The sequence below is a fragment of the Polynucleobacter sp. AP-Kolm-20A-A1 genome (assembly GCF_018688315.1).
In the GTDB taxonomy this organism is placed as follows: Bacteria; Pseudomonadota; Gammaproteobacteria; order Burkholderiales; family Burkholderiaceae; genus Polynucleobacter.
Map to the genome: position 1 here is coordinate 1,407,441 of NZ_CP061315.1, position 16,735 is coordinate 1,424,175.

The window sequence follows — 16,735 nt, forward strand, 5'->3', positions numbered from 1 at the left end:
GCCGCACTAATTTAGTGGTACTGAACCTGTACAGGATCTTTTTGTTTGGAAGCCAGAATCTGATTAAGGCTTTGTAAGCAAGCATCATCTGGATAGATGCGCAACTCTTCAGGAAACTGCATTAAGCAAGCCCCACCACTAGTGGTTACAGCAGCGGTAAGCATCAAACCTTTGACACCATCATTTGAGCCAGGTGTTGGCGGGGTTGGAGCACCGAATTTCGGGTCACGCACACGATTAGCCATCAAATACGGGCCTATTTGGCTGCGGAGCATTTTCAAATCAATGGCTGAATCAATACATACGTGAACGTTACGTGCAAAACGCATACGAGCCCCCGTTATATCCATCACGGCCTCGGATACAACCCGCATACCACCCGAGAATTTATCTGGCGTAACGCTTACCTTTGCAACCAACAACTCATCCTCTTTGAGCCATGAGCGATTTGGCTCATAAACTTCACTATATAAAGTGACTTCGATTGCAGCAGTACCATCATCGATGGTAGCAATCATCATACGGCCACGCTGACCAGTCAACATACGAGCCGAAGTAATAATGCCGGCAATCAACTGATCTTTACCTTCGGTTACTTTTGATAATGGCTGACGAATAAAGTGTGATGTCTCTTCACGATAAGCATCAAACATATGTCCCGTTAAGCAAAGACCTAAAGCAGTCTTTTCTTCTTGCAGACGTTTCTTCTCAGACCAGATTGGCTCACGTACCAATTCTGGGAGATGGCGATTTTCTTCGCCAGCTACATCAAATAAGCTCACTTGATGAATCGAGGCTTCCGCTTGTTCTGCAGCCTCAATCGCTCTAGCCAAAGAGGCGAGCAATGTTGAGCGAATGTCGTATAAATTTCCACCAGCCGGCACTGAATCACGGTACAAGCTATCAAATGCTCCGGCGCGCATCAAAGCTTCAATAGCGCGACGATTAACTTGACGCCGATCTACGCGGGCGCAGAAATCAAAGAGGTCTTTAAAGGGTCCACCCTCTTCACGCGCTTTAACGATGACCTCAATTGCAGCCTCGCCCGTACCTCTAACCGCACCTAATCCATAGCGGATATGGCTAATGGGTGAATCAGGCGCTGCATCCGGTGCGCGCAATGGTGTGAACTCATACACGCCCGTGTTGATATCAGGCGAGAAAACACGAATATTATTTGCCAAGCAATCGTCATACAGAATCTTCACCTTATCGGTGTCATCCATGGCGAGCGATAAGTTGGCCGCCATAAATTCTGCAGGGTAATAGGCCTTCAACCAGGCGGTTTGATACGCCAAGAGTGCATAAGCAGCAGCATGGGATTTATTAAATCCGTAACCTGCAAAGCGCTCCATCAAGTCATAGATCTCGTTTGCCTTGCCTTCAGAAATTCCGCCCGCTTTTGCACCATCACTAAAGATCTTGCGATGCTGCGCCATCTCTTCTGGTTTTTTCTTGCCCATCGCACGACGCAACATATCGGCGCCACCTAATGAGTAGCCGCCAATCATCTGAGCCATCTGCATCACCTGCTCTTGATACACCATGATGCCGTAGGTCTCACGCAGAACAGGCTCAATACGAGGGTCTGGATACTCAACTTTTTGACGCCCATGTTTACGCTCAATAAAATCTGGGATCAAGTCCATTGGACCTGGGCGATACAAAGCCACCAAGGCAATAATGTCTTCAAAGCGGTCAGGCTTAGCCTCGCGAAGCATGCCTTGCATGCCGCGGCTTTCCAGCTGGAATACCGCGACTGTATTGGCACGCTTAAGAACATCAAAGGCTTTTTCATCATCAAGCGGAATTTCGCCGATATTCCAATCTCTGCGATCAGCATGCAAAGCTTTAATCCAACGCTCTGCTGCAGCCAAAATCGTTAAGGTGGTCAAGCCCAAGAAGTCGAACTTCACCAAACCAATTGCTTCAACATCGTCTTTATCGAACTGACTAATGACGGAGCTGCTGTCTTGGTCTTTGCTTTCTTGCGTGTAGAGCGGGCAAAAATCAGTGAGGCGACCCGGTGCGATCAATACACCACCAGCGTGCATACCCACGTTACGGGTCATGCCCTCGAGTTGCTGCGCCAAAGAAAGTAATTGACGCACTTCATCTTCATTCTTTTCGCGTTCAGCCAATTGCTTCTCTTCCTTTTTAGCCATTTCAATGGTCATGTATTGACCTGGCTTATTCGGGACTAACTTAGCAATGCCATCGACGAAGTTATAACCTTGCTCCAGTACGCGGCCAACGTCACGGATCGCCGCTCTGGCGGCCATTGTTCCAAAGGTAGCAATCTGACTTACCGCATCCTTGCCATACTTATCTTTTACGTACTGAATCACACGGTCACGACCATGCTGGCAAAAGTCGATATCAAAGTCGGGCATCGATACCCGCTCTGGATTCAAGAAGCGCTCAAAGAGTAAGTTGTAGCGCAGCGGATCCAAATCGGTAATGCCAAGTGAATATGCTACTAAGGAGCCCGCTCCAGATCCACGGCCAGGACCAACAGGTACGCCATTATTTTTAGCCCAGTTAATAAAGTCTGCAACGATCAAGAAGTAGCCCGGGAAGCCCATTTGAGCAATCGTCTTCACCTCAAACACCAAACGCTCTTGATAGCGCGTCATTTCCTTTTCACGCTCTTGGGGATCTGGAAAGTTGCGCTCCATGTGGCGCTTCAAACCGACCTCGGATTGCTGTAACAAATAGTCTTCTAAAGTAATACCAGGCGGTATTGGAAAATCTGGCAAACGTGGTTGACCTAAAACCAAAGAGAGGTTGCAACGCTTCGCAATTTCAACTGAGTTCACTAATGCCGCTGGCAAATCGGCAAAGCGCTTTTCCATCTCCTCTTGGGTGAGGAAATATTGCTCATCATTAAACTTTTTGGTACGGCGTGGGTTACCTAATAACTCACCTTCAGCGATACAAACTCGGGCTTCATGCGCCGTAAAGTCGCTTTTTTGCATAAATTGCACTGGGTGCGTTGCCACTACTGGTAAATCTAATTCGTTAGCAAGGTGACAAGCCAATTGCAGCTGCTTCTCATCTTGAGGATTGCCGCCACGCTGTACTTCTATATAAAAAGAATCTGGGAATAATTTTTCATAGCGTCTTGCAATAATCTTAGCTTGATCTTCTTGGCCTGCTAATAGCGCAGCGCCCACTTCACCCATGCGCGCACCAGAGAGCGCAATCAAACCATAGGATAAAGTGCGTTTAGCTGCTTTGTCTTCTGCTTTAGCAGCAGGCTCACTAAACCATGCTGAATCCACTTCAGCTCGACCACGCGATTGATTATCTAAAGATGCTCTACTGAGCAGCTCGCATAAATTGAGATAGCCCGAATGGTTTTGCACCAAGAGCAATAAACGGTGAGGTTGATCTGGATCTTGGGGATTGCTCACCCAAACATCAGCGCCAGCAATCGGCTTAATGCCGCTGGAACGGGCTGCAGTATAAAAACGCACTAAACCAAATAAATTACTTAAATCCGTAATGGCTAGGGCGCCCATTTCATCTTTAACGGCTGCGGCAACCGCATCATCAATGCGCACGACTCCATCCGTAATCGAAAACTCGGAATGAATGCGAAGATGTACAAAACGGGGTGAAGCCATGAGATGATTTTAGCTGTGTCCAAGCTCAAAAACCTTCCACCCCCAGCCGACGGCTATCGCGGGCGATTTGCTCCCTCGCCCACCGGCCCGCTTCACGCAGGATCCCTCGTTGCCGCCCTGGGGAGCTGGTTAGACGCCCGTAAAAATGGGGGTAAATGGCTGCTCAGAATCGAGGATTTAGACACCCCGCGATGCGTACCTGGGGCAGCCCAAGAAATTCAGTCCCAATTGCTTGCCTGCGGGCTTTCTTGGGATGAGGAGGTCGTTTATCAATCACAGCGACAAGCGGCCTACCAGCAGGCTTTAGAGCGCTTAAATCGGCTTTCTTGCCTCTATGCCTGCACCTGCTCTCGGCAAATGATTGCCAATACCCTGGCAAGCCGAGGAATTGAGACCCCCCGCAACCAAGAAATGGTCTATCCAGGCACCTGCCGCCCCGCCACCCTCATTAACAATTCCACTGAAACCCCGGGGGATTCCAAAAAAGCTTGGCGGATAGCCCTTCCCGAGAATTGCAACATTCATTTCGAGGATTTGGCGCTTGGTACCCAAAGCCAGAATCTCAATATAGAAGTCGGAGATTTTGTCCTGAGAAGAAATGATGGTCTATTTACCTACCAACTTGCTGTGGTGGTCGATGATTTTGAACAAGGTATTACACGGGTCGTGCGTGGCAAAGATTTGCTCAACAACACTGCAAGACAAATTTATCTCCAAGATAAATTAGGTTATTTAAGGCCGGAGTATTTGCATTTACCGCTCGTACTAGATGAGCATGGCGAAAAACTGAGTAAGCAAACCTTAGCAACACAGATCAATACAGAAGATGAACGGCATGCTCTGCTTGAATTACGCAAAGCAGCTATACATTTGGGGTTACAAGATTTGCCTGATGGGCAGAATGTCACTATTGCAGAGTGGCTACTAGCAGCCACTCATGCATGGCCTACTTTTTCTTAAAGCCGCCTAATAAAGCACCAACTGCAGGCTTAGCAGGCGTAATACCCACTTTTTTCTCTTCAGGCTTTGCTGATTGCGCTGATGCTGCAGGTGCTGAACCCGGCTCATAAGGCATATAGAAGAAGGGGTCAGACATTTTGGCTGGAGCGCTACTAGAGCCGCTAGATGATGGGCGACTTGCTGAGGGCGTACCTTCAGGCAAAGGCTTTACATCCAACTTACGCTTCATTAACTTTTCAATATCATCAAGCAAACGCTTCTCACTAGCATCCACCAAAGCAATCGCATCACCCTTGCTGCCTGCACGGCCAGTACGGCCGATACGGTGAATAAAGTCTTCTGCGTTGTAAGGTAATTCGTGATTAATCACGCAAGGCATATCTGGAATATCTAGACCGCGCGCAGCAACATCAGTTGCCACTAGCGCTTCGATTGCACCAGATTTGAAAGCATCCAAAGTTAAAGTGCGTTCACCCTGACTTTTATCTCCATGAATCGCGCCCGCTTTAATGCCATCACGCTCAAGGGCACGAGATAATTTTGCGCAACCCAAACGGCTGTTCGTAAAGATGATGCATTGACGTGATAAACCAGCACGTGTGCGAGCTTCCAATACTTTGACAATCGCGCGCTGCTTATCAGCAGAAGAAACCATGTGCACCACTTGCTTAACCGTATCGGCAGCAGCGTTTTGACGTGCTACTTCTACAGTTACTGGGGTGCGCAAATAACTTTGTGCGAGTTTTTTAATTTCTGGAGAAAAAGTTGCAGAGAACAACAAAGTTTGTCTTTGCGCAGGAATCAAATTGATGATGCGTTGCAGATCAGGCAAGAAACCCATGTCGAGCATACGGTCAGCTTCGTCCAACACCAAAATCTCCACCTGAGATAAGTTGGCAACCTTAGAGCCAATGTGATCGAGTAAACGTCCTGGGGTAGCAATCAGAATCTCTACGCCATTACGCAGGATCGCAACTTGTTCTTTCATATCCACACCGCCATACACAACCGCAGCGCGTAGATCCGTATGCTTGGAATAACTGGCAGCATTCTCAGCCACCTGCACCGCTAACTCGCGTGTAGGCGTTAAGACCAAGGCGCGGATAGGGTGGCGTGCCGGTGAAGCACTGTTACTAGCATGACGCAAAATCTTTTGAATGATCGGCAGTACAAATGCGGCAGTTTTACCTGTGCCGGTTTGTGCCGCACCCATCAAATCACTTCCCGCTAATACATGTGGAATTGATTGAGCTTGAATCGGGGTGGGAGTGTTATATCCCTGCTCAAGAACCGCTTTTTGAATTTTCGGATCTAGCCCAAAGTCAGCAAAAGTAATTGTGGCTGGAGCAGGAGCGCTAGCAGTGCTAGTTTCGCTAACAGCGTTGGGGGTAGCGACATCGCCAACCCCCGTAGAAGAATTTATTTCAGTAGCAGTATTTGTCAAGGTAACTTACATGATGGCGGCAATGCCGGCCTTAGCGGTCTCAGCATCTTCCGCAGATTTAACGCCGGAAACGCCGACTGCGCCGATGGTAAACCCGTTTACCTCGATATTGACGCCACCCTCCAACATGCCTGATACGTGCGGGGCAGATAAAAAAGCATGGCGACCATTATTAATAATTTCTTCGTAAACACGAGTCTCGCGTTTACCCATTGCAGCAGTGCGTGCCTTTTCTTGAGCAATATAAGCAGACAAAGGAGCACAACCATCGCGACGAATCAATCCCATCATATGACCACCATCATCACAAACGGCAATAGTCACTGCCAAATTATTTGTGGCGGCATGTTTGTTTGCTGCATCCAAAATCTTTTGAACATCAGCTTGAGTTAAGTAAGGTTTAGTAGCCAACATGTTTAATCTTTCTGTCTCGAATATGGTGTATTTGTTTCATGCACTTCTATATAAGTACTTGAATTATAAGGGGTGTAGCGCGATTCCTCATACAGAACCAGGCTCCACCCCGCCCTAACGCACCCCCATTACTGCCTGAGTGCGTCGTAAGTGCTTCTTATTTAAGGAACTCTTGGGCAGCAATGACGCCGCTAGCCTTGGGTTTATATCCCATAGAACCAAGGCTCATTTCCACCCCGCTTAAGGCAGCCATCAAGCTCAATTCATTGCAATCGCCTAAATGGCCAATGCGGAATGCCTTGCCTTTGATTTTGCCCAACCCAGTCCCGAGGGAAAGATTGAATTTCTCTAAAGCATGTTTACGCAACACATCAGCATCCATACCTTCTGGAGTTGCGATGCAAGTTAGCACTGGAGAGTAGCTATCTTTATCCTGACATTGAATCTCTAGACCCCATGCATTGACAGCTTCACGACAAGCCGCAGCCAAACGTTGGTGACGAGCAAAGATCGTATCCAAACCTTCGGTCGTCATCATATCGATTGCTTCATGTAAGCCGTACATCAGATTAGTGCTTGGTGTAGTTGGCCAGTAACCATTTTTATTAGACTCAAGAATTTCATCCCAAGCCCAATATGATTTATGGATTTTGTTATTTTTACTAGCTTCGATTGCGCGTGGTGACAGGGCGTTAAAACCAATGCCCGGCGGCAACATCAAGCCTTTTTGTGAGCCAGAGATCGTGACGTCTGCGCCCCACTTGTCATGCTCATAGTCCGCTGAACCCAAGCCAGACACGCTATCCACGAGCAATAAGGCTGGATGCTTTAAGGAATCAATTGCTTTACGAACGGCAGCAATGTTGGATGTCACGCCTGTAGAAGTTTCGTTATGAACAACACAAACTGCTTTGATTTCATGTTGCGTATCTTTGCGCAGACGCTCTTCAATCACAGAAGCATCTACACCCCAGCGCCAACTATCTTGTCCAGCTTTGCCAACTACTTCGACATCTAAACCAAGACGCTTAGCAAGAGCACGCCATAAGTTTGCAAACTGACCAGTCTCATAGAACAAGACTTTGTCACCAGGATTGAGAACGTTAACTAATGCGCCTTCCCAAGCACCCGTTCCAGAAGCGGAATAAATAATGACGGGTTGCTCAGTTTTAAAAATCTTTTTAATGCCATCCAGCACCTTGAGGCCAAATGCACCAAACTCTGGACCACGATGGTCAATGGTTTGATAGCTGATCGCGCGCAATACGCGTGGAGGCACAGGGCTTGGTCCAGGAATATGTAAAAAATGGCGTCCTGAAGCGTGGTTATCAAGTTTCAACATGCTTTGTCTCACTTTTAAAGTGTTTATAGGTAGTTATTTCTGGTACTAGTGTATGACAATTTTGTGGAAATTTCCATTTTGTATACAAATTATTAAAAATTAATCCAAAAATAAAGCCTAATTTAGGCTTTTAAAGGCTGTATTTATGACATAAGATGGGTTATTCTTATTTTTGTATACAAATTATTAAGCTCAAGGGTTGATCCATGACGGTACTAGAACAGCCAAATTCACAAAATTTGCATGAAGCCACTTTCGAGAAGCTCAGATCCCTTTTGGTCGAAGGCAAGATTGCGCCGGGCAGCAAACTCAATGAGCGTGAATTGGCTGAGAGCCTCAATGTGTCACGCACCCCCATTCGAGAAGCCATTCGCCGTTTAGCTGCTGAGGGTTTAGTGGAACTTATCGCCAACCGAGGCGCGATCGCAGTGCAACTTAGTCTTGACGATGTTTTAAATACTTTTGACGTGATTGCAGACCTAGAAGGTTTTTCTGGAGAATTGGCCGCCAACAATATTAGTGATGCCACCCTCTCTGAATTAGAAGCGCTTCAATATGAAATGATGGCTTCTTATGCTCGTCGTGATTTATCGAGTTACTACAAACTCAATTTACGCATTCATCACCTCATTAATCAAGCAGCCAACAATCCCGTTCTTTCAAAACTCTTTACCCAGGTCAATGCCCGTATTGAAGCACTACGCTTTCGTTCCAATCAGGATGGCGTTAAGTGGGAGAAGGCTGTAGAAGAGCATCAAGAAATGTTAGATGCCTTAAAGGCTCGTGATAGCGCCCGTATGCGCAAAATCATGATTCAACACGTCAGAAATAAACGTGATGTTGTTGCTCAGCTACTCAAATCAGAAATGTCTACGGAGACAGTGAAGTCATGAATAAGCCCTTAGACCTCAAAGAACTCATGGTGGACCAAGCCCAGCTAGCTAAGCGCTTGCGCCAGGAGACCTCTGGTGAAGTAATGGTCGATAGCGCCAGTTGCGGACGTTATGCAACCGATGCCTCAATCTACCAAGCGATGCCTGTTGCTGTTTTTGTACCGAAGACTGCGCAAGATATTGCAAGTGCCATTCAGATAGCTGCAGAACTGGGCGTTCCTGTCCTGCCTCGCGGAGGCGGCACTAGCCAATGCGGTCAAACTACTGGTGCAGCACTCGTTATTGATAACACCAAATACTTCAGAAACGTTTTAGATCTCAATCTTGATAAAGGATATGTAGAAGTTGAGCCCGGAATCGTGCTCGACCACCTGAATGCTTCACTCAAGCAACATGGTCTTTGGTATCCAGTGGATGTTTCCACTGCGGGACAAGCCACTATTGGCGGCATGGCCGGCAACAACTCTTGCGGCAGTCGCTCGATTGCTTACGGCAATATGGTGCACAACGTATTAGAAATAGATGCTTGGCTTGCTAATGGTCAAGTAACGCAATTTGGCAACTATGCCAATAGCTCTGGTGCCGCCAAACAATTGGGCGACTTTGTTAAAGGTTTAGCAAACACCCTTCAACCTGAAATCGAAGCACACTTTCCGAAGGTGCTCAGACGGGTAGCTGGATATAACTTAGATATCTTTCATCCGCAAAGTGAGCTGCCCTATACCCAGGATGGCAGCGTTAACCTCGCCCATCTATTAGTTGGCAGCGAAGGCACCCTCGCCTATTACAAATCCCTCAAGTTAAAGCTAGCTCCTTTGCCGCAACATAAAGTGCTAGGCATTGTGAACTTCGCTAGCTTTTACAAGGCAATGGATAGCGCTCAGCATATTGTGAAGCTCGGCCCTACTGCTGTAGAGCTCGTTGATCGAACGATGATTGACTTGGCACGCAGCAACCCAAGCTTTAAGAAAACCATTGAAACTGCTCTTATTGATCACACGGCCCAAACGCCTGAAGCAATCTTGTTGGTGGAGTTTTCTGGTGAAGCACATGCGCCCCTACTAGACAAGCTCAAGGCCTTACAAGAATTGATGAGCGATTTAGGTTTACCTGACTCTGTAGTGGCTATGCCTGATGCAAGCTTGCAAAAGAACTTATGGGAAGTGCGCAAAGCTGGCTTAAATATCATGATGAGCCTCAAGGGTGACGGTAAGCCGGTCAGCTTTATTGAAGACTGCGCCGTACCACTCGAGAGCTTGGCTGATTACACCCAGGCACTGACGGATGTGTTTTCTAAATATGGCTCACGTGGCACCTGGTACGCTCACGCATCCGTAGGCACCTTGCATGTACGCCCTATTTTGGATATGCGTAGAGATGGCGCACAGAAGATGCGTGCAGTTGCAGAAGAGGCATCGGCATTGGTTCGCAAGTACAAAGGCGCCTATAGCGGTGAGCATGGCGATGGCCTCTGTCGTGGCGAGTGGATCTCCTGGCAGTTTGGCCCCAAGATCACTGAAGCCCTCGCAGAAATTAAGCATGCTTTCGACCCCAAGGGATTATTCAACCCTGGCAAGATTGTCAATCCCCCAAAGATGGATGACGCAAGTAACTTTAGATTTCCGCCAAGCTATAAAGTCATTCCCCTGCAACCAGCACTCGATTGGTCAGCATGGAATGTGCAAAACGACCCTGTCACAGAGCAAACTACTGCACCCGGTACAGGCGGGGATCCAGCCATGGGTCTGGCCAAAGCAGTGGAGATGTGTAACAACAATGGTCACTGCCGCAAGTTTGATGCTGAAGTGATGTGCCCAAGCTATCGCGTCACTCGTGATGAGAAGCATCTCACCCGTGGCAGAGCCAACACGCTACGTCTTGCGCTTTCAAATCAACTCGATATCAAAGATGAATCTTCGCCACTAGGCAGCGATGCCATCAAAGAGGTGATGGAGCTGTGCGTGAGTTGCAAGGCCTGTCGCCGCGAATGCCCTACTGGCGTGGATATGGCCAAGATGAAGATTGAGTTCTTATCTGCCTATAAGAAACGTGTGGGCCACTCATTGCGCGATTTAGCTGTTGCCTATCTTCCTAAATACGCCAGCACAATTAGCGCCATTCCATTCCTACCAACAATTCTGAATTTACGTAATCACATTGCACCGATTGCCAAGTTACAAGAATGGGTCATGGGCATTTCTGCGCAACGAAGTTTGCCGACCTGGAAAGCAAAAACATTCTGGAATCAGAAGAAAGCAAATACTTACCAATTCACTCCAGATCAGTTGGCAAGCAATGCTGATGGCAAGGGCGTTGTACTGTTGGCAGATACCTTTAATGCTTACTTTGAAGATGAGAACCTCATCGCTGCATTGAAAGTACTAAAGGCTGCTGGTTACCGCGTACATATTCCAAAGAAAAGTCAAAGCCAAATAGCCAAGCAAGTGGATAACGCATGCTCTAAAGAGTTTTGCTGCGGCAGAACCTACCTGGCAGCAGGCATGGTAGATAAAGCCAAAGCCACCCTAGGTGAATTGGTCGATCATCTTGCACCCTATGCAGATAAGAATATTCCAATTATTGGTTTAGAGCCTTCTTGCTTGTTCACCTTAAAAGATGAAGCGCTTGTAATGGGCTTTGGTGAGCGCGCAGTAAGCGTTTCTAAGAAAGCGCAATTGCTAGAAGAATTCTTGGCGAGCGAAGCTAAAGCGGGTACGCTTCAGTTGAAACTGAAAGCGGCTGATAAATCAGTACTGTTTCATGGTCACTGCCATCAGAAGTCATTCGCTGCTGTTACGCCTGCAATGGAGTTACTTAAGCTTATTCCAAATGCAGAGCCCAAACTCATTGAGTCCTCTTGTTGCGGTATGGCTGGTAGCTTTGGCTACGAGGCCGAGCATATTGAAGTATCCAAACAAATGGCTGAGGCCAGCCTATTGCCAAGTATTCGTAAGTCGCCTGATAGCTGGGTGGTTGCGGATGGTACTAGCTGTCGTCACCAGATTGCTGATGGCACTCAAAGAGAGGCTGTGCATATCGCCAGAATTTTGGCGGCACACCTGCAATAAAAGTGGTTAACGAATGATTCCGTAACCAACCATGAGCAAAGTTCCTGTCAATAAAGCAGGAACCAAGCGACGGGTTGGTTTGGATACCATCACCCCAATGGCTAGGGCGCAAATGAGAACCCGAATCCACAGAGGGACGGTTGCCATAAGCCCTAACGGCATCACAATCAGTCGCACCGTTAAAGCGGCAACCATTGCATAAGTCACGGCAGCTAACCAGCGGAAGATTTCGCTATCTTGGTTAATGCTTTGCGATAAAGAAACACCGATAGCTCGACAAAAATACGTCCCCAGGCAGGCCCCAACCAAGGCGATCCACAAGCCCCAACCTGAAAGTGCATCACTCATGTGATTGAAAGCGTCCACAGCACCGTTCATCCGATCACCCCAACTTTTTTGCGCAAGAATTTACGATCAATAAAGTAGGCTAGCGTACCGCCCACTACTCCTGCTGTTAGCAGGCTGGTGTCACGATCCAAGACAAAGAAGATGGGGCCAAATACACAGCCTAAAAGGATAGCAACCCGATTAATCCAAGGCTTGACTTCAGTAAACGTCAAAAGGAAAAACAATGGATTGATAAATACCAAGCCCAGCGTCACTGCTGGAGGCACCATACCTGCCAAGTAATAACCTAAGATGGTTCCGGGCACTGAAATTAACCAGCACAGCAATCCGAGTCCCACGAAGTAACTTAAGCGGTGCTTGACTTCAATCGAATGAAACTCGCGCATGGAGACCGCCCATGCAGTCATTGCCAGAAGATGAACAGAAGCATACAAACTGCGATTACGATCTTTTTGATGAAACTGCGGAAAGAGTGTCACCGTCATGGTGATAAAGCGTGTAGACGTTAGCGTGACCGCCAAGGCAATCGCCAAAACAGATGAACCTGTAATAGCCATCTCAATGAGAACAACCTGCCCTGGTAAGGCGAACATAAAAAATGAAGTGAAGGTGGTAAACCAAACATCAAAGCCATTGGTCTTACCCATCGCTCCAAAGCCCACCATGCCAGCAAAGAGCACCATCGCAGGTGCGCCAGCTGCATCACGCATGCCAGACCAGAAAGCATGACGCGGATTTTTAAAGCGTTCTGCTGCAGGCTCCTCTAGCGCGATTTCGCTAGGATCGATATATGGTTGGCCCGCTGATGACATTTGTTAATTGTAAGCGTTTAAAGCCCATTGGATATGCTCAGCTACCAATGGATCTGCAGTAGGTAGAGCTTCGTTTAAGGCGGAGCGTAATAATTCCTTCTCCACCTTATCCACCTTGGTGCTCGCCAAAGCATTACCCATCGCGACCGCTAAATTACGTCGCCATCTGCTGTAACCAATCCTACGAATCGCACTGCCTTCATGGCGCTGCTCAAACTCTGCTTCAGTCCAGGACCACAGATGCATGAGACTGGCCTGGCCTAGACCATGGCGCTGTGCAAAGTCAGGTAGCTGCGTTCGTTTTGAGAATTTATTCCAAGGGCAAATTAACTGACAGTCATCACAGCCATAAACGCGATTACCCATCGCACTTCTAAACTCCACCGGAATCGCTTCGGGATTTTCAATGGTTAAGTAAGAGATGCAACGCCTTGCATCTAGCTGATATGGTGCTGTAATCGCTTGTGTGGGACAGATATCAATACAAGATGTACACGTTCCACAATGCTCTTCTTGCTCTTGGTCTACTGGTAATGGCACATCAACCAAGATCTCACCTAGAAAAAATGTTGATCCAGATTCTCGATTGAGTAGTAGCGTGTGTTTACCACGCCAACCTAAACCTGCCTTGCGAGCCAACTCCACTTCCATCAAGGGAGCGGAGTCTGTAAATACGCGATATCCAAAAGTGCCAATTTTTTCTTCGATCAATTTGGCAAATTCTTGCAAACGATTGCGCAGCACCTTGTGATAATCGCGCCCACGGGCATACATCGATACCACCGCTTGCTTGGGGTCCTCTAGGCGTTGCCACTCTCGCTCAAGATTAAATTCAGGCGGAAGATAGTTCATCGACACACAAATGACTCTGACAGCACCCGGAACCAAGAGCCCTGGGTCAGACCTTAAATCCGCATGCCGTTGCATGTATTCCATATGCCCATGGCGGCCATCAGCTAGCCACTGATTTAAACGCTCACTAGCAACACCCAAATGCGTATTAGTAATGCGGAGGCTATCAAACCCCAAATTGGCAGCCTGCTCCCCTAGCCAAGTTCGTAACTTGGCCTCATCTAAAGAGTTTGGAGTGGCAGATAAAGACATATTGAATAGAGAATGTAGCTCAATAATTGAATAAACTAGGGGCAATGACAAAAATACTGGCATCACTAAAGCAACATTGTAGGCAGGAAGCGGAAACCGCCGCCCTAGCCCAGCAGCTTGCCGCCAGTTTGAAGCAATCCATTCACCAAACTCCAGGCATTCACCTCAACATCTCCCTAGAGGGTGATCTAGGGGCTGGTAAAACCACCTTTGCAAGACATCTAATCCAAAGCCTAGGCCACAGTGGAAAAGTCAAGAGCCCCACTTATACCTTGTGCGAACCGTATCCACTAGTAAGTGACAACCATTCGTTTACCGCTCATCACTTTGATCTTTACAGAATGCGTGATCCACTCGAATGGCAAGAGGCTGGATTTGCGGAATTATTTGATGTGCCTGGCTTTTGCTTAATTGAGTGGCCTGAAAAAGCGGAGGGCACCCTCCCACCTTTTGACATTCAGTTACAGCTCATTGCTGGAGCCGATGAAAATGAACGCTCCATCACGATGAATTCCCTATCTGAAAAAGGTAGCGCAGTCGTAAAAAATACTGAAGTGAGTCAGTGATGACTAGCAAAAAAATAAACCTCACTAGAAGGCAGCATCTCAAGACTTCCGCGAAGTTCTTGAGCTTTGCGCTGCTACTTACCGAAGTAGATATTGCCTGGGGCGCCAAGATTATGGGTGTTCGTGTATGGCCCTCCGAGGACTACACACGCGTGACTTTAGAGTCAGATACACCGTTACCGATTACGCAACAGATTCTGACCAATCCAGACCGCCTGGTAGTTGATGTGCAAGGACTTGAACTTAATCCGACACTTAAAGATTTGGTTGCCAAAGTAAAGCCGAACGATCCTTATATTTCACAAGTACGGGTTGGGCAATTTCAGCCAGGAGTGGTGCGTTTGGTATTTGATTTAAAAGAGCCGATCAAGCCGCAACTCTTCACACTTGATCCTGTGGCTGAATACAACTACCGCATGGTATTTGACTTGTATCCGACAACACCACCAGATCCATTAATGGCTTTGGTGAGAAGCAGCGCCAAAAAAGAAAGTGCGCTTGAGAAATCAAATGAAGAAATAGATTTGATTGCTCAATTTGCTACCAAGAAAGAAAAAGAGCTCGCTAAGACGCCATCCGCACCAGTTGCCCAGGCCATCCCAGAAACCAAGGACGCGCCAGCGCCTGCCAAGTACAAACGGCTGATCACAATTGCGATTGATCCTGGCCATGGTGGCGAAGACCCAGGTGCCATCGGTGCAGCAGGCTCTCGAGAAAAGAATGTGGTCCTAGCTATTGCTAGGCGACTGAAAGACAAGATTGAAGGCGAAGCCTATATGCGCCCTTTCTTGACCAGAGATGGCGACTACTTTGTGCCACTGCATGTCAGAGTACAAAAAGCGAGACGCGTAGAGGCCGATTTGTTCGTATCCATTCATGCGGATGCTTTCATCGAAAGAAATGCCAGGGGCGCTTCAGTCTTCGCACTCTCTCAAATGGGGGCCAGTAGTACGACGGCTCGCTGGATGGCCAACAAAGAAAATGCCTCAGATTTAATTGGGGGCATCAATATCAAGACTCAGGATCGTCAAGTTGCCAACCTGCTGCTAGACATGTCGACCACAGCCCAGATTAAAGATTCTCTACAGGTAGGCAATTCGATCTTGAGGCAAATCGGTGGGTTTGCAACTCTTCACAAGCCCAAGGTAGAGCAAGCAAGCTTTGCGGTTCTAAAGGCCCCAGATATTCCTTCTATCCTCGTTGAGACCGCTTTTATTAGCAATCCCCAAGAGGAGGCGCGATTAAATGATGACGCCTACCAGGATCGCATTGCAGAGGCCATTTTGAGAGGAATTAAGGAGTATTTTTCCAAAAATCCGCCTGTCGCCAGACGGGTCAACTCCTAGGCACTTGTAATTACAAGGGCTGACGGGCAGGCTCCACAGACCCGAGGAACGCTAAGAAACTTCTTGCTATAATTTATGGCTTAACTGGGTCGGTAGCTCAGTCGGTAGAGCAGCGGACTTTTAATCCGTTGGTCGCGAGTTCGAATCTCGCCCGACCCACCAGTTATACAAAAGCCACCCTCGGGTGGCTTTTTCTTTTTAAACTAAATTGCTTGGAAGTTTTATTTTATTTATTTCGATGGGTCAGCTATCTCAGCAGAATTTCGGTCTTTTATGAGATGACCAAGATTTTCAACATCATCGATAGACAGATATCCGTCTGGCACATCAGGATCTGCAGCATCCGAAGGATTGGATCGGTCCGGGTGATACTCCATCATATATGCACGCCTTCTTGCCATGACAGCTTCTGGTGCACTTGCTGCATTAAGATCTTTTTTTAGATCTGGCGCATGAGCCGGCCTTCGAATGAAGATTTTGTAATTTCCATCTCGACCTCGACACAAAAGTGAAGTTGGTGATTCGGCTGTAGCCCCACTTGCCCAACGCGCTGTAAACAAGGGATGTTCGTAACAGCCATCCCCAGATTTTTGGAAAGATTGACCGATCTCGGAATCCAAGGCAATGCGCACTGGCGCAATACCCAAAGTCTCATTTTTGCTGCTAATTAACGCTCCCTCCGGTCTTGAGTGAACCGAAACTGAACCCGCACATGCGCTCAATAACAGTGAGGCTAAAACAGTCAGAGGAAGAGTTTTCATGATGATTTTCTAAAAAACAGGAGCACTTTGACACTATACATTCAACTC

13 protein-coding genes and 1 tRNA gene are annotated in these 16,735 nt (G+C 47.5%); 6 read left to right on the forward strand and 8 right to left on the reverse strand.

Annotation, left to right across the window (positions count from 1 at the left end):
* Positions 1-11: 11 nt before the first annotated feature.
* A complete protein-coding gene (gene dnaE, locus C2745_RS07010; RefSeq protein WP_215383705.1) occupies positions 12-3,629 on the reverse strand; it encodes a DNA polymerase III subunit alpha in 3,618 nt (1,205 codons plus the stop codon).
* Between the two features lie 3 nt (positions 3,630-3,632).
* On the opposite strand from dnaE, the gene gluQRS reads away from it, so the two are divergent.
* On the forward strand, positions 3,633-4,589 hold the full coding sequence (gluQRS, locus tag C2745_RS07015; RefSeq protein ID WP_215383707.1) for a tRNA glutamyl-Q(34) synthetase GluQRS: 957 nt from the start codon (positions 3,633-3,635) through the stop codon (positions 4,587-4,589).
* Here the strand turns inward: gluQRS and C2745_RS07020 are convergent.
* The 3 genes from C2745_RS07020 to C2745_RS07030 form a co-directional block, all read right to left on the reverse strand.
* Positions 4,576-6,033, reverse strand: coding sequence for a DEAD/DEAH box helicase (locus tag C2745_RS07020; RefSeq protein WP_215383709.1), 1,458 nt, complete (start codon positions 6,031-6,033; stop codon positions 4,576-4,578). The genes gluQRS and C2745_RS07020 overlap by 14 nt on opposite strands.
* A gap of 6 nt (positions 6,034-6,039) precedes the next feature.
* On the reverse strand, positions 6,040-6,444 hold the full coding sequence (locus C2745_RS07025) for a heme-binding protein (protein WP_215385651.1): 405 nt from the start codon (positions 6,442-6,444) through the stop codon (positions 6,040-6,042).
* 160 nt (positions 6,445-6,604) lie between these two features.
* Positions 6,605-7,789, reverse strand: coding sequence for an alanine--glyoxylate aminotransferase family protein (locus C2745_RS07030; RefSeq protein WP_215383710.1), 1,185 nt, complete (start codon positions 7,787-7,789; stop codon positions 6,605-6,607).
* A gap of 206 nt (positions 7,790-7,995) precedes the next feature.
* Between C2745_RS07030 and C2745_RS07035 the strand changes: the two genes are divergently transcribed.
* Both C2745_RS07035 and C2745_RS07040 read left to right on the forward strand, forming a co-directional pair.
* Positions 7,996-8,682, forward strand: coding sequence for a GntR family transcriptional regulator (locus C2745_RS07035; RefSeq protein ID WP_215383712.1), 687 nt, complete (start codon positions 7,996-7,998; stop codon positions 8,680-8,682).
* A complete protein-coding gene (locus tag C2745_RS07040) occupies positions 8,679-11,750 on the forward strand; it encodes an FAD-binding and (Fe-S)-binding domain-containing protein (protein WP_215383714.1) in 3,072 nt (1,023 codons plus the stop codon). Before C2745_RS07035 ends, C2745_RS07040 begins: the two co-directional genes overlap by 4 nt.
* 6 nt (positions 11,751-11,756) lie before the next feature.
* Here the strand turns inward: C2745_RS07040 and C2745_RS07045 are convergent, their stop codons facing one another.
* The 3 genes from C2745_RS07045 to queG are packed head-to-tail and all read right to left on the reverse strand — an operon-like array spanning position 11,757 to position 14,014.
* On the reverse strand, positions 11,757-12,128 hold the full coding sequence (locus C2745_RS07045; RefSeq protein ID WP_251368308.1) for an AzlD domain-containing protein: 372 nt from the start codon (positions 12,126-12,128) through the stop codon (positions 11,757-11,759).
* Positions 12,125-12,910, reverse strand: a complete 786-nt coding sequence (locus C2745_RS07050; protein WP_215383716.1) for an AzlC family ABC transporter permease — start codon at positions 12,908-12,910, stop codon at positions 12,125-12,127. Before C2745_RS07050 ends, C2745_RS07045 begins: the two co-directional genes overlap by 4 nt.
* Before the next feature lie 3 nt (positions 12,911-12,913).
* Positions 12,914-14,014, reverse strand: coding sequence for a tRNA epoxyqueuosine(34) reductase QueG (gene queG, locus C2745_RS07055; RefSeq protein ID WP_215383717.1), 1,101 nt, complete (start codon positions 14,012-14,014; stop codon positions 12,914-12,916).
* A 44-nt stretch (positions 14,015-14,058) separates the two neighbouring features.
* Here queG and tsaE point away from each other — a divergent pair, with 44 nt between their 5' ends.
* The 3 genes from tsaE (at position 14,059) to C2745_RS07070 (ending at position 16,088) form a co-directional block, all read left to right on the forward strand.
* A complete protein-coding gene (gene tsaE / locus C2745_RS07060) occupies positions 14,059-14,580 on the forward strand; it encodes a tRNA (adenosine(37)-N6)-threonylcarbamoyltransferase complex ATPase subunit type 1 TsaE (protein WP_215383725.1) in 522 nt (173 codons plus the stop codon).
* Positions 14,580-15,926 (forward strand): N-acetylmuramoyl-L-alanine amidase, encoded by a 1,347-nt coding sequence (locus C2745_RS07065; RefSeq protein WP_215383727.1) that lies wholly within the window; start codon positions 14,580-14,582, stop codon positions 15,924-15,926. Before tsaE ends, C2745_RS07065 begins: the two co-directional genes overlap by 1 nt.
* Before the next feature lie 86 nt (positions 15,927-16,012).
* A tRNA-Lys gene (locus C2745_RS07070) sits at positions 16,013-16,088 on the forward strand.
* A gap of 68 nt (positions 16,089-16,156) precedes the next feature.
* Here C2745_RS07070 and C2745_RS07075 read toward each other — a convergent pair.
* Positions 16,157-16,687: a hypothetical protein gene (locus C2745_RS07075; RefSeq protein WP_215383729.1), complete on the reverse strand. Its 531-nt coding sequence runs from the start codon at positions 16,685-16,687 to the stop codon at positions 16,157-16,159.
* Between the last annotated feature and the right edge of the window lie 48 nt (positions 16,688-16,735).

Excerpts from the sequence above, each read along its gene's own strand:
- dnaE (WP_215383705.1), bottom strand. The coding sequence starts at position 3,629 with ATGGCTTCACCCCGTTTTGTACATCTTCGCATTCATTCCGAGTTTTCG.
- gluQRS (WP_215383707.1), top strand. The coding sequence starts at position 3,633 with ATGATTTTAGCTGTGTCCAAGCTCAAAAACCTTCCACCCCCAGCCGAC.
- C2745_RS07030 (WP_215383710.1), bottom strand. The coding sequence starts at position 7,789 with ATGTTGAAACTTGATAACCACGCTTCAGGACGCCATTTTTTACATATT.
- C2745_RS07035 (WP_215383712.1), top strand. The coding sequence starts at position 7,996 with ATGACGGTACTAGAACAGCCAAATTCACAAAATTTGCATGAAGCCACT.
- C2745_RS07040 (WP_215383714.1), top strand. The coding sequence starts at position 8,679 with ATGAATAAGCCCTTAGACCTCAAAGAACTCATGGTGGACCAAGCCCAG.
- C2745_RS07045 (WP_251368308.1), bottom strand. The coding sequence starts at position 12,128 with ATGAACGGTGCTGTGGACGCTTTCAATCACATGAGTGATGCACTTTCA.
- C2745_RS07050 (WP_215383716.1), bottom strand. The coding sequence starts at position 12,910 with ATGTCATCAGCGGGCCAACCATATATCGATCCTAGCGAAATCGCGCTA.
- queG (WP_215383717.1), bottom strand. The coding sequence starts at position 14,014 with ATGTCTTTATCTGCCACTCCAAACTCTTTAGATGAGGCCAAGTTACGA.
- tsaE (WP_215383725.1), top strand. The coding sequence starts at position 14,059 with ATGACAAAAATACTGGCATCACTAAAGCAACATTGTAGGCAGGAAGCG.
- C2745_RS07065 (WP_215383727.1), top strand. The coding sequence starts at position 14,580 with ATGACTAGCAAAAAAATAAACCTCACTAGAAGGCAGCATCTCAAGACT.
- C2745_RS07075 (WP_215383729.1), bottom strand. The coding sequence starts at position 16,687 with ATGAAAACTCTTCCTCTGACTGTTTTAGCCTCACTGTTATTGAGCGCA.